Here is a 13,092-nt window from a genome sequence, read left to right as displayed (position 1 = left end):
TTATGCTCCAAGTGTTTGAATTAACATGCGTATGCCCGTGATCATTAAGACAACAGCAAAAGCGCGTTTTAATTGTTTTTGATCCAGCTTGCTACCAATTTTTACGCCAATAGGCGCAAATAAAATAGTCAGCGGAATAATAAGAAAAAAGGCAGGGAGGTTAACTAACCCCCACGTACCTAGGGGAGCATCGGTTGGCGTTGTGCCAATACTTAATAAGGTAATTACGCCCGGTAGCGCAATGAGTAAACCAAATACCGCTGCTGTGCCAACGGCAACATGGGCGCGTACGTTAAATGCGTTGAGCATAGGTACACCAATTGTACCGCCACCTATGCCGATCATGACCGATAAGCCACCGACAATACTTGCCATTATGCCTTGGCCAAATTTACCCGGTAACTTACTTACAAGGGCAGGGGCGCCGGCTCTAAATAACATATTAAGGCTTACTAAAATAGCAATACACGCAAACATAAGTACCAGTGCGTTACCGCGTATTGAGTGCGCTAAGTAGCTGCCTACAACAGCCATTACTAAAATAAACGGCGCCCAGTATTTAATTAAAGCAAGATCAATATTGCCCTTTGCATGGTGTGAGCGAATAGACGAAATAGACGTAGGCACTATGGTGGCAAGCGATGTTGCGGTGGCTATCATCATGGCCGACTCAGGGCTTACGCCAAAGCCTTGCAGTAAAAAGTACAGCACAGGCACAATTACTATGCCGCCGCCTACACCAAATAGGCCTGCTAAAATACCAGCAAAAATACCGGTTGCTATTAAGGCCGCAATAATGGGCCATTGGTTTATTATTTCTGTCATTGTGTTCCTGCTGTAGTTACTATTGCACGCCCATCTGAGCGAGGATCTGTGGCGGCTTCAAGACCAGTAGGTGCATCTAATATAGCCCCTGCGTGACCCATCATTTCATTGTTATTATCAACGCTTACCCAATCGTGGTCACGTTGATTTAATTCATGTTCAAGTTGAATTACTAAGCTTTGCTCTACCTTTAAATTTGTGCTGGTATCACCCCAAGTGCGCCCTAATAGCCAACGAGGGTCGCTAATGGCTTGCTCAATCGTTTTGTTTCGCCACGCGTAACCGCTAAATACTACGGCTTGAGTTTGTGGTTGGCCCTCGCCACCCATGGTGCCGTAGGCAAGGCGTCTGCCATCGGCAAATTTAGCCATTGCTGGGTTTAGCGTATGCGCAGGTTTTTTATGTGATTTAAGAGCGTTTGTATCTTCTGCGTTTAAGCTAAAACTCAAGCCGCGGTTATTCCAAACAAAACCTCCTTCACTCATTAATACGCCGCTGCCAAATTCCCAATAAACACTTTGAATAAAGCTAACTAGTTGACCATTTTTATCCCGTGCAGCCATCCAAACAGTGTCGCCTGGCTCTGCACTAAATGGCCATTGCTTGGCTTGGTTCATATCAATATTGTTGGCAAGCTCGTTTAAGCGCTCATCAGTTAGTGCATTTTTATAATCATTCCCAAGCACACTAGGATCGGCCCATAATTTTGGGCGGTGAGTAAAGCTTTGTTTTGTGGCCTCTACAATCAGGTGCATCCAATCGGCATCGGTTTTGGCTAAATGCTTTAACTTATTAACGGCACCAATTATTTGTAGTGAATGCACGCCTTGAGTGGGCGCGGGTAAGTTATAACAATTTATGCCCGATAAATTAGCATTCAGTGGGGCCACTACATCGGCTTGCGTGTTGGCAATGTCGGCAGACGAAATAACACTGCCTGCGTTTGCTAAATCGCGGGCAAACGAGTCGGCAAGTGTGCCTTCGTAAAAATCGTTTAAACCATGTTTTGCTAAATGTTCAAAGGTATTGGCAAGTTGTGGATTTTTAAAGTGTTGCCCTGCTTGTAAAGGCTGACCATTGGGTACGTATAGTGCTTTAAACGCATCGTTGGTATTGGCAACACTTGCCAATTTTTCGCAGCCCGCTTGCAGGCTTTTTGTCACGGTAAAGCCCTCACGAGCGAGTTTAATAGCAGGGGCTAAAATAGTGCTTAGTGGCAGGGCTGCGTGCTCATCTACCTCAAGGGCTTTTTGCCAGCCACGAAGGGTGGCCGCTTGAGTAAGCGCGCTTAAACCGCCGCGCTCTGGTATGTGTTGCTCATTACTGTAGGCGCTTATGTCACTAGGCGCGCGCCCGCATGCATCTATGGCTGTGGGTGTGCTTTGATTTGGGTTATCAATAAGCCAAAAGCTATCGCCACCAATCGAGTTCATATGTGGGTAAACCACGCTAATAGCAGCGGCGGCCGCTACCATTGCCTCGGTGGCAGTACCACCTTGTTTTAATATTAAGGTGCCTGCTTCGGTCGCTGAAAAGTGCGGGGCAGTAAATGCAATGTTGTGTGTGCTCATGCAAGTGTGTCCTGTTTAAAGTGTGCAGCTAATTGTTGTACGCAGGCAAGCAGGCTTTTATCGTTGCCGTGGCTCATCATCAATGAAAACCCATATGGATGACCATTTTCTAAATTAGCCAATGGTAAGTGAACTTGCGCCGAGCGGCTTAGACCAGCAATGGCAGATAAAGTGATTATTTGCATGCGTAAGGCGCTTGTGTCGGCGCCCAACTTAGGTGCGGTTGTGGGTGTGGTTGGCAAAAATAAACAACTATTTGTGTTTAGGTTTTTAGCAATTATTGTTTGCCACTGAGTTTGTACTTTTAATGCTTCTTGTTCTTCTTGGTATGTTAAGGCAAGCGCCATGTTAAAACGGGCCTCAATTGCCGGAGCGAATTGGGGAAGATGCCCCGGCAATTGTAGCCAATCTTTATGTGTTTTTGCGATTGCTCGCCCTTGCAGTATTCTAAAACTATCAGCGAGTTCGCTTAATAAGTTGCTGTTAGGCAATTTAAATTCTTTGTGGTGTTTAAAATAAGGCTTGGTTTGTTCTAGTAGCTGCTTAATAGGTGTTTGTAAGGCAGGGCTTACTAGCTCAAATAATGGTTCATAAATAACTAAGGTATCCACAGTATTAATAGCTTGATTTGGTAACAATGCATTGCCTACATCGCTTAGTAGTTTTGCACTTTGGGTAAGCCAGCCTATGGTGTCAAAAGGGGGAGCAAGCGGAATTAGGCCATCTTTTTCAATAACGTTGTGGCTGGGTCTTATACCAAATAAGCCACAATAACTTGCGGGAATTCTAATTGAGCCACCGGTATCAGTGCCTAGGCCTATATCAGCTAAGTTAGCGGCAACGGCAGCTGCAGATCCCATGCTCGAGCCGCCACTTGCATGGCCGCTAAGTTTTGGGTTTTGTGCCGCACCGTAGTGAATATTATTCCCCTCTAAGCTGTATGCAAGCTCGTCGGTATGGGTAAAGCCTGTAAAGCTACACCCCTCGTTCATTAACTTATTTACGGCACTCGCTGTTTGCTGTGCAGGCTTTGCTGCTTTGAACCAAGTAGGGTTACCTGCGCTGTTGCGCTCGCCTTTAACTGCAAATACATCTTTTACTGCAAGGCGCTTATTATTAAGCATACCTTGATTATGTGTTTGCCATGCTTTTGGACCATGGTCACAAAAAATACCGGCCGTGTTATTGTTTTTTTGGGTACTCATTATCACCACTCGTTATAACAAATTTGACCAATGGGTTAGGGTGATTAAAAAGACGAACTTATTATTTTTATTTTTCAGCCCAGTGCATAACTTATTATTTTTATTTTACAGAGCCTGATCCGCTTTTTAATCGGTTAGCCTTTTATACTGCCTAAATGCTAAGCAAAAGCAATGCCAAAAAAATAAAGTTGTCCGCTCGGTCAAGATTTGTTGGTGTTTAGCTATGTTTTTGAAAAAGTAAGATTTGATTAGCTGAGGTTTTGGCGCTAAAACACACCAAGTTGGTGCGAGACTGCACCAACTTGGTAGTAAAAAATAGTATTATAAAGAGGGTTATAAAAGCGGGGCGCTGCTAATAATTAAGCCGTTAACATCGGCGTATAGCCAATCGTTAGGATTAATAGTGGTGCTAAGCATAGTCACTGCTTGGTTTTTATCGCCAAATCCTCGCTTTGAGGTGCTACGCGGAGTAGAGCCTAAAGCCATAACGGGTAAATCCATAGTGGCGAGTATTTCAATATCACGGCAGCAGCCATTAATAACTACGCCTTCCCAGCCATTTTTTAAGGCGCGCTCCGCCATTATATCGCCAATAAAAGCAAAACGTTTGCTCGCAAAACCATTTATTACCAGCACCTTTCCTTTACCATCTTCATGCAATATATCGGCGGCAAAGGAGTTGTCTTCTGGGCAGGTAACAGTTACTGCTTGGCCACTAAACGTGGTTTTTTTGCCAAAGTGGCATAGGCCGCTGTCGGCTACTTGGACGTTATCGCGGTGATCGTCAAATAAATCGGGGGTGGTAAAGTTATCCATGGGTTAAGCCTCGCGTTGCTCAGGTATTTTTAAACCTATACCTTTTAAAATAATATGGGCAATTGATTGCGTTATTTGTGCCACATCGGTTTCGTCATATTCTAACTTATTCATTACTAACAATACTTCGGCTTGAAAGTCTGCGTAATATTGTGTGGTTGACCAAATAGTAAAGAGCAAATGGTATGGGTCTACGTTATCCATTTTATCGGCATCGATCCACGCCTGAAAAACATCTACTTTTTGTTTTACCCATGGGCGAGTATTGGCTCTAAAATAGTTTTGTAGGTAAGGTGCACCACGTAGTATTTCGCTGGCAAATAAGCGCGATTGCAACGGTTGGTTTACAGCAAGTATTACTTTGCTTTTAACGTAATTATAAAGCACATGTGCGGGGTCATCGTCTGGGCTTACATTATCTAAGCCTAAGTTCCAGTGAGCAATAATGCGGTCTATCACGTTTTCGTAAAGGCCGTCTTTACTTTTAAAATAATACAAAATATTAGCTTTAGGCACACTTGCCTCTTTGGCTATCATGCTCATGCTTGTTCCGTCGTAACCAAGCTGAGAAAATAATTGCTCTGCGGCATCGAGTATTAACGTTTGGTTTTTTTCTCGAGTGAGTTCTTTTTTATTTGGTTTAGTTTGAGTGCTCATTAGCATTTATTTGTATTTAAGGCGTTGATTGATTTTATCTTTATTGACCGAAAGGTCAATTACTAAAGTGAATGAATGTTAAATACAGGCAAGTGGTTTAAGCTATTCGCATTGATTGTTTAATTAAACAATTACTGTTAGTTTAGTTTCAAATTTACAAGTAGTACTTTTGGATTGGCAAATGGATTTTATAAGCAAAAATAAATATACGCTATACGGAGTTGTCGCAATATTACTGTGGAGCTGTTTAGTAGCGTTACTACGGGATATTTCTGAGTTGTTTAGCCCTATTGGCGGTGCTGCGGCTATGTACTCTGTAAGTTCTATATTTTTAATTTTGGTTATGGGTGTGCCTAAACTTAGTGGTTTTTCGAAACGCTACTTGGTAGTAGGTACTTTATTATTTGTCGCATACGAAATTTGTTTAGCGCTTTCTATTGGTATGGCAAATAGCCGTCATCAGGCAATGGAAATGGCGGTCATTAACTATTTGTGGCCCACACTGACTATATTGCTCTCTATTATTATTGGCCGTAAAAAAGTAAGTTACTGGGTTTACCCGAGTATGATTATTGCTTTTTTAGGCGTTGCTTGGTGCATTACGGGCGATCAAGAAATGTCGATGGATACGCTTGTTACTAACTTTGCAGATAACCCCGCTACTTATTTAATGGCACTAGCTGCTGCGTTTATATGGGCTATTTATTGCGTAATAACGCAAAAGCTAAGTAATGGTAAAAATGCCATTACGATATTTTTTAGCGTTACGGCAATGAGCTTGTGGGTCCAATATGGTTTTAGTAATGAAGCACCATTAACATTTTCACTGGGCTCAAGCCTAACATTATTATTAGCGGGTGTAGTCGTGGGGAGCGGTTATGCACTGTGGAACCAAGCGATTATTGGCGGTAATTTAATGTTGTTGGGGACGCTATCGTATTTTACTCCAGTGTTTTCTACTATTATTTCTGCGCTGTATCTATCTATTACGTTGAGTGCTTCGTTTTGGCAAGGGGTTGTGCTGGTAACGGTTGGCTCGCTCATTTGCTACTTTGTAACCCGAGAAAAGCCTATTAAAAAGCAAACTGAAGCGTTAAATTAAATTTTTAGAGTAAGGCGCGCTATGCGCCTTACTTTATGTAGCTAAAGAGTTTATATTTTTGTAGGTGCAATAGTGTTGTTGGCTAATTTCATCTTTACTTTTTTGGCGCTGTAGAAAAATATCAATGCGAATATAACCGCACTCAAATCAACAACACTACTTTGATAGTACTTAAAATAATTATTTGTGGATATTGCCTGCAGCAGTGTCGACCCTGCCATACATAAACATAATCCTGCAAGGCTAACTAAGCCCCAGTAACTGGCATGATGCGTACCTTTTTTAAATGTATAAGCAATAAACGCAAAAAACACCACGTAGTAACTGTATAAATAGCTGTAATTTGCATTGGCTAAATAGTGGTTTAGCCACTTAGCTAATAATAAAGTGGCTGTCACTGCTATCATTGACCCTAAGCACACACCAATTGTTAAATTAGCCATAAAAAGTGTACTGCGTTTATTAGCATCTTTTTTAGCGCGCTTGTCTAACCACAATAAATTACCGGAATAAAACAAAAAAGCACCAAACAGCCCCATTACAAAATAACCCCAACGTCCCCATTCACCACCATAGGTACCAAAGTGAAGTGAAAAGAAACTTGCGACTATATTACCCCAAATGCCATCTTCACCTTGTGGGTAGCTAGAATTAAGGACTTTTAATGTATACGGCTGTAAAAATAAGTAGTCTGTATCTGGTCCTCTTACTACTGCACTATCGTTACTCATTTTAATAATTGCGGTAGGGCTATTGGTATTTAGTCGACTCAATGCAATGTGAATAGGCTCATAGCCTGGCGCATAATTTTTTGCTGCTAAAAGCTGTTTTTCTATACTGGGTAAGTTTTCAATATGATAACTTTGCGCTGCTGGAGGTGGACGTTGAAAAAACGATTTGTCGTCGTAAAACGGCGACAAGCCATCATAAATTAAATCGTGAAAAGCAAAAACAACCACGGTAAAAGCAATAATTAAATGAAAGGGTAAGCTGGCGATACCCACTAAATTATGGCTATCGAGCCAAAAGCGGCTAGGGCCTTTTTCTTTTCTGATTGCAAAGAATGTTTTTACAAGTGTTGGTAGTAAAATAATTACCCCAGACACCAATGCTAAAAAGTATAAGACAGACGCAATACCGAGTATGTATACACCTGATTGATCATGCCCAATTTCCCCAACAAAACCAGCTGTGCGATGTAGATAGTCTATTAAATCAGCGAGCTTATTTTCGCTTTTTTGCTCAATGGCTAGCTCATTTTCATCATTTAAATGTAAAAACTGTAATTGATTATCAAGGGCCATTCCTCGCTCTTTACCTTGGCTATACCAAGATAATGGCGCTTGATCAGTTAATAAATCGATGGAGAAGCCATTACTCATTTGCTGAGGGTATTGATCTATGGCTTTATTTACTAAGGCTTGATAATTATTGCTGTTTGGCCCAGTGACTGGTGCACTTACAGGGACTGCCCAATTAGCCAGCTCATACTTAAACATAGTCAAACTACCCGCGTAAAAGCCGATAAAAAGCACTAAACCTGCAATGATCCCAGTCCAAGTATGAACTCCTTGGTAGGTACGTAAAATATCTGATCTTACTTTCATAGCCCGTGCCCCAGCATTAAAAACAAGCTATAAAGCGTTATATTTAACCCACCTAGCGTTAACCATGCTTGTTTTGCAGATCTAAATAAATACGTGAAGCTAAAAATGGTTACCCATATAAGTGGGATCATCCACATATTAAATTGTACTTTGTCGCGTGCATCTATTCCTCCGGGGCCATACCAGGCAAAAAAAGCAACAAGCACAAATGAAAGGGTTAAACCTAAAAAACCTCCCGCTAAACTTTTACCGAGCCAAGTTGGCTGTATTTTTTGTCTTTGTGGTGTGCTCATTAGTTAACATCCTTATTTTTAAATAAGCTCGTAAATGGGACGATCATTAAGGCCAGCATAACCATAAAAATAATAAAGAACGTGGCCGCAGCGGGGGTAAAAATATAAAAAGCTAAAGCAACAGCAGCTATTAAAAGAAGGGTTGCAGGCACACGCCAGTGCCCAGAGATAGACTTTTTAAGTAACCGTTGATGGCGATTAGTGCAATACAGCAAGGTTGTAGCAATCAGTAGGATAAAAATAATTGTAAGTTTTAGCATAAATACAAATGGTTATTAATCTTTATGATATTGTAAATGATAATTAAACTCAATTGCAATAAGGTTGTTGTTGTGTTACTTTTTTCGCGAAATTTACAGCTAGTCATACCAACTATTAATAAAAGGAAATAACTGTGGTTGCTTCATTTAAACGTAACAAACTGTCTTTATTTATTGCGAGTTCATTTTTATTTACTCAAAGCTACGCTTTTGCTGATGATCAAGTAAGTCGTGAATCAATGGATACTATTGTTGTCACAGGTGAAAAAATTGAAAAATCACTCAAAGATACAATTACATCGGTAGCAGTAGTAGATAAATCGTTATTAGAAAATGGGCAACTATCTTCTGTTTCTGACGCTTTAGCCGAAATGGCTAATGTGGTTGTACTAACAGGGGCCGTACCTGATATGCGTGGCGTATCGGGCAATGGCGGAGCAACTGGGTTTAATTCGTTTAGTGGGGGCTCAAAAGCACGCGTTTCGACTTTGGTTGATGGTGTAAGTCAGCCGTTTGTTGCTGATTTAACTGGCGATACTGGTTTGTGGGATATAGACCAAATAGCGGTATACCGCGGGCCACAATCTACTAGTAATGGACGTAATAGTATTGGCGGTGCTGTATATATGACAACCAAAGCACCCACACAAGATTTTGAAGGCGCTGTACGTGTAGGGTATAAAAACCAAGATAATTACCTGGACACTGCGGCTGTTGTCTCGGGTGGATTAATTGATGATGTACTCGCATTTCGCTTATCTACTCAATATGTTAACGGTGAAACGTTTAGTAACCCAACGGTATACGAGACAAACCCAACGGATAAAAATCTTAATGAGCTCAATACCAGTAGTACGCGCGCAAAATTACTGTATACCCCAACGACAGACTTATCGGTGCAGTTAACTTATTCAACGTACAGCGAAGAGGGTAATACCGGCCGTAAATATTTTGAAGGTGATGAGCCATCTGATTATATACCGTTATTTCAGCGCGATATGGATACGCAGTCAGATACAACGCAAGTGGATATTAGCTATAAAATTAATGACAATTACTCGCTTGATATTCTACTTGCTTATATGGACTACGAGTGGGGCTACGAAGCGTATGAAGCACTAGCCAGTGCTGAGTCTGATGTGTCTATGGATGAAAAAAATATCACTATTGATAGCAAGCTAAACTTTGGCTTAAACAGTGATTTTTATTCAGGCTTTATAGGTATTGCTTACTTTGACCGTGACCAAGACTTTAAAAGTGTAGGTGCAACAAATTACTTTGGCGACGACGACAGTGACTCCAAAGCTATTTACACAGAAACAAGCTTTAAGTTAAGTACAGCGTTTACGCTTACCGCAGGGCTTAGAATTGAGCGGGAAGAGCAACTACGTAATTTTGATATGGCTTTTGGGGGGAGTAGATTAGTTGAACAGCTGGACAACTCAAACACTATCAAATTACCTACGTTAGCAATTCAATATAAAATATCTGATGAAACAACATTATCAGCCAGTGCTAGGCGTGGTTATAATGCTGGTGGTGGTGCATTAAACTTCACTGCGCAAGAATATTACTACTATGATCAAGAAACAGTAAACACCTACGAGCTAGGCTCACGTAGCGTACTCAGTGATGGTGATATAAATATTAGTGCTAATGTTTTTTATAATAATTTTAATGGTTATCAAGCGTTAAGTTCAGATAGAAAAATCACAAATATTGATGATGCACACAGCTATGGTTTAGAGCTTGAGGCATACAGTATGCTAGGCGAACAATGGCAATTGCATGCGGCGCTTGGGTTACTTAAAACTAAAATAGATGAATCAGCCACCTATTCGGATGCTGTTGGTAATGAGCTTAATTCGGCTCCAGAGTTAACAGCAAGTTTAGGGTTGTCGCATTGGTTTACTGATAGCTTAAAGTTAAATGTTAGTGCTAATTACGTAGATGAGTATTATGGTGATTTAACTAACACACAAGAGCGTATTGCCGGAGGCTATACAATTACGCGAGCAACTATTAGTTACGATAGTGAGCATTGGCTAATAAGTGGTTATGTAAATAATGCGTTTGATGAAGAGGCTTATACGTCGGTAGAACCTGCAAGTGGCTCTTACCCAACCGGCTATGTTGCTGTTGTTAACCCTCAAACGCTAGGTGCGTCTGTAACGTATCGCTTTTAATGTTTAAAAGAGAATGAGACTGTTATTAAAAAACGAGTCTCATTTTATATATTACCGCGTGATTATTAATGTGCTTTCTCCTTAATTGCTTGGTTAAGCAGGTAAATAATAAAAAGTTAATTTTGATTATTTACCTGTGCTAGTAAGTCGAGCACTTTTTGTTGACCAAAGGTTTGTGCAAATAGCTCGGCTGTTTGCCCTGCTTTATTTTGATGGTCGTTGTCGCAATCTAGGCTAACAAGTGTTTTAGCTATACTAAATTCACCTCTAAATATTGCGGCCATCAAGGCTGTATTTCCTCGGTTATCTTCAAGGCAAGCATTGGCGCCTAATTGAAGTAAGGTATTTACCGTGCTTTTATTGCCGTGGTAAGTGGCAATCATGAGTGCGGTATAGCCTTTGTTGTTGAAACTATTAATAGGAATGCCTGCATCAACAAATTGCGTTATAACGGCTGTGTCATTGGTGCGCGCGGCAGCAAAGTAATAAGCAAGTAGGTTTTCGTACTGTGTTTGGGTGGATGTTGGCTCATTTACAGCACTTTGCGGCTCATTAGCAAAGCTTGAAAAGCTCATCATTAAAGTAATTATTATAAGTAAATTACGCATACAGTTTACCTTTTTTAGAAAAAGAGGAAGGGGAGTCAGCCCTTCCTCAAGGTTGGGTAAATTATTAAAGTTTAGCGGCTAGTTGCTTCACTTGCTTCATGTCGCCGTTTACAGCGTTGGTTAAGCGCGTACCGTATTCAGTGTCTGCTTTGTAAAAGTGGCTAAGCATTTTGTGCATTACTTTAGCGTCTTTCACTTTACCTAAATCGCCTGCTAGGTTGTTTATTAGGTTAGTACGCTCTTGCTTGCTAAAACCACGGTATAGAACACCTGCTTGTGCAAAGTTTTGCTGCTTTTTAATTGCTGCTTGTTGCACGTAGCCTTTAAGCTCTGTTTGGCTTCTGCGAGCAATTGGGTTTTCTACTACGTTTTCGTGGCTTGGTTGGTAGTTCACGTTACTTGTAGTATTACCGTAGTTCATTGCGCCGTCTTGGTTGTAGTTAACTACGTCAACTTTTGCACGGTTAATTGGCAATTGCTGGTGGTTTGCGCCTAAACGGTACATTTGCGTATCTGAGTAAGAAAATACACGCCCTTGTAATAGTCTATCTTCAGAAGGCTCAATTCCTGGAATTACATTTGCCGGTGCCATTGCAACTTGTTCAGTAGATTGAAAGAAGTTAGTTGGCATACGGTTTAATGTCATCGTGCCTACTTTTGTTTCTTTTACATCTAACCACATTTTAGTTGCATCAAGTGGGTTGTAGTCAAAGTCACCTAACTGAGATGGATCAAGTGTTTTAATGTATAAGTCCCATTTAGGGAAGTTGCCTGCATTTACTTGCGTGTATAAATCTTGCGTTAAATGTTGAAAGTTTTTACTTTGTACTTCAGCTACTTCTTTAGCATCAAGGTTATCGATACCTTGCTGACTTACCCAGTGAAACTTAACGTATTTTACATCGCCAGATTTGTTAATCATTTTGTATGCGTGTACGCCCCAGCCATCCATTTTACGAAGGCTTGCTGGTGTACCGTAGTCGCTGTAAACCCACGTTAGCATGTGAGTTGAGCCTGGCTCGTAAGAGAAAAAGTCAAAAAGACGGTTAGGATCTTGAATGTTATCTACCGGAGATGGCTTTAACGAGTGAACCATATCTGGAAATTTAATCGCATCACGAATAAAGAACACAGGTAAGTTATTACCTACTAAGTCCCAGTTACCTTCGTCTGTGTAAAACTTTGTTGCAAAGCCGCGTGGATCACGCAGTGTTTCAGGGCTACCTTTAGAGTGAATTACTGATGAAAAACGAACAAATACGTCGGTTTCTTTACCAGCCTCTGCAAAGGGTGCTGCAATTGTTAAATCATCTAGTTCTTTTGATGCTACAAACACGCCGTGTGCGCCAGTACCACGAGCATGTACAACACGCTCAGGAATGCGCTCACGTGCAAAACGTTGTAGCTTTTGAATTAGTTGTACATCTTCAAGTAATACACTGCCGCGCTCGCCTGCAGTTATTGAGTTTTGGTTATCGCCAACTGCTGCGCCATTATCTTTTGTTAATGTAGTTGCTGCACTTACTGGTATTGCCATTGCTAGTGCTAGAGCACTCAGCGTTAATGTTGTTTTGTTATTAATAGTCTTCATTGTCAACCTCGTCTTAATAAATGTGCCAGCGTTGTTGCAGGCTGTTTAACTGTTAACGAGTGTATTAACAAAACGAGTTTCGGTAAAATTGATTGTTTAGATTGTTGTAATCATAAAATTAGATTGAAGGGCGTTTAGTTTACTGTCTAAATAAGTTGCTAGCGCGCTTATTCGACCTTAGTCGTAATCGTAAAATTGAAGTTAATGAAAATACAGACTATTTCATATTTAATGCATAAATATTCACCAGTATGGTGCGTTTTAATTTATCAATATGTTGACTTATTATTACAATAAAGAGAATATGCTCAATCACTGAGCTTATGCTCAAGTTGAGGTTGCACCAAAGTAGGTGCATAAAAAGGGGCAAT

At 40.8% G+C, this 13,092-nt stretch carries 11 protein-coding genes; 2 read left to right on the top strand and 9 right to left on the bottom strand.

Features of this window, described 5'->3' with window-relative positions:
• The 5 genes from V6260_RS09105 to V6260_RS09085 all read right to left on the bottom strand — a co-directional run bounded on the left by V6260_RS09105 (window position 1) and on the right by V6260_RS09085 (window position 5,074).
• Window positions 1–825 carry a sulfite exporter TauE/SafE family protein gene (locus V6260_RS09105; protein WP_210999840.1) on the bottom strand — a complete coding sequence of 275 codons (825 nt, stop codon included), beginning with the start codon at window positions 823–825 and terminating at the stop codon, window positions 1–3.
• Complete coding sequence (locus V6260_RS09100; protein WP_341593773.1) at window positions 822–2,396, bottom strand: gamma-glutamyltransferase family protein; 1,575 nt, start codon at window positions 2,394–2,396, stop codon at window positions 822–824. Before V6260_RS09100 ends, V6260_RS09105 begins: the two co-directional genes overlap by 4 nt.
• Window positions 2,393–3,601 (bottom strand): amidase family protein, encoded by a 1,209-nt coding sequence (locus V6260_RS09095; RefSeq protein ID WP_341593772.1) that lies wholly within the window; start codon window positions 3,599–3,601, stop codon window positions 2,393–2,395. Before V6260_RS09095 ends, V6260_RS09100 begins: the two co-directional genes overlap by 4 nt.
• Before the next feature lie 333 nt (window positions 3,602–3,934).
• On the bottom strand, window positions 3,935–4,417 hold the full coding sequence (locus V6260_RS09090) for a putative 4-hydroxy-4-methyl-2-oxoglutarate aldolase (protein ID WP_341593771.1): 483 nt from the start codon (window positions 4,415–4,417) through the stop codon (window positions 3,935–3,937).
• 3 nt (window positions 4,418–4,420) lie between these two features.
• Window positions 4,421–5,074: a TetR/AcrR family transcriptional regulator gene (locus tag V6260_RS09085; protein ID WP_211016318.1), complete on the bottom strand. Its 654-nt coding sequence runs from the start codon at window positions 5,072–5,074 to the stop codon at window positions 4,421–4,423.
• Window positions 5,075–5,255: 181 nt separating this feature from the next.
• On the opposite strand from V6260_RS09085, the gene yddG reads away from it, so the two are divergent.
• On the top strand, window positions 5,256–6,176 hold the full coding sequence (gene yddG / locus V6260_RS09080; RefSeq protein ID WP_341593770.1) for an aromatic amino acid DMT transporter YddG: 921 nt from the start codon (window positions 5,256–5,258) through the stop codon (window positions 6,174–6,176).
• 50 nt (window positions 6,177–6,226) lie between these two features.
• Here the strand turns inward: yddG and V6260_RS09075 are convergent, their stop codons facing one another.
• Window positions 6,227–7,783, bottom strand: coding sequence for a PepSY-associated TM helix domain-containing protein (locus V6260_RS09075; protein WP_341593769.1), 1,557 nt, complete (start codon window positions 7,781–7,783; stop codon window positions 6,227–6,229).
• A complete protein-coding gene (locus V6260_RS09070; protein ID WP_341593768.1) occupies window positions 7,780–8,076 on the bottom strand; it encodes a hypothetical protein in 297 nt (98 codons plus the stop codon). The genes V6260_RS09075 and V6260_RS09070 overlap by 4 nt, the downstream gene beginning before the upstream one ends.
• A gap of 394 nt (window positions 8,077–8,470) precedes the next feature.
• On the opposite strand from V6260_RS09070, the gene V6260_RS09065 reads away from it, so the two are divergent.
• A complete protein-coding gene (locus V6260_RS09065) occupies window positions 8,471–10,522 on the top strand; it encodes a TonB-dependent receptor (protein ID WP_341593767.1) in 2,052 nt (683 codons plus the stop codon).
• Window positions 10,523–10,638: 116 nt separating this feature from the next.
• On the opposite strand, the gene V6260_RS09060 is transcribed toward V6260_RS09065, so the two are convergent.
• Window positions 10,639–11,130: an ankyrin repeat domain-containing protein gene (locus V6260_RS09060; RefSeq protein ID WP_341593766.1), complete on the bottom strand. Its 492-nt coding sequence runs from the start codon at window positions 11,128–11,130 to the stop codon at window positions 10,639–10,641.
• Window positions 11,131–11,194: 64 nt separating this feature from the next.
• Complete coding sequence (locus V6260_RS09055) at window positions 11,195–12,721, bottom strand: catalase (RefSeq protein WP_341593765.1); 1,527 nt, start codon at window positions 12,719–12,721, stop codon at window positions 11,195–11,197.
• Window positions 12,722–13,092: the final 371 nt, after the last annotated feature.

Origin of the sequence: Pseudoalteromonas aliena, assembly GCF_038155085.1 — a bacterium.
Classification (GTDB): Bacteria; Pseudomonadota; Gammaproteobacteria; order Enterobacterales; family Alteromonadaceae; genus Pseudoalteromonas; species Pseudoalteromonas aliena_A.
The sequence above is the reverse complement of the archived record's forward strand: the minus strand, read 5'-3'. Positions and strand labels throughout refer to the sequence as shown.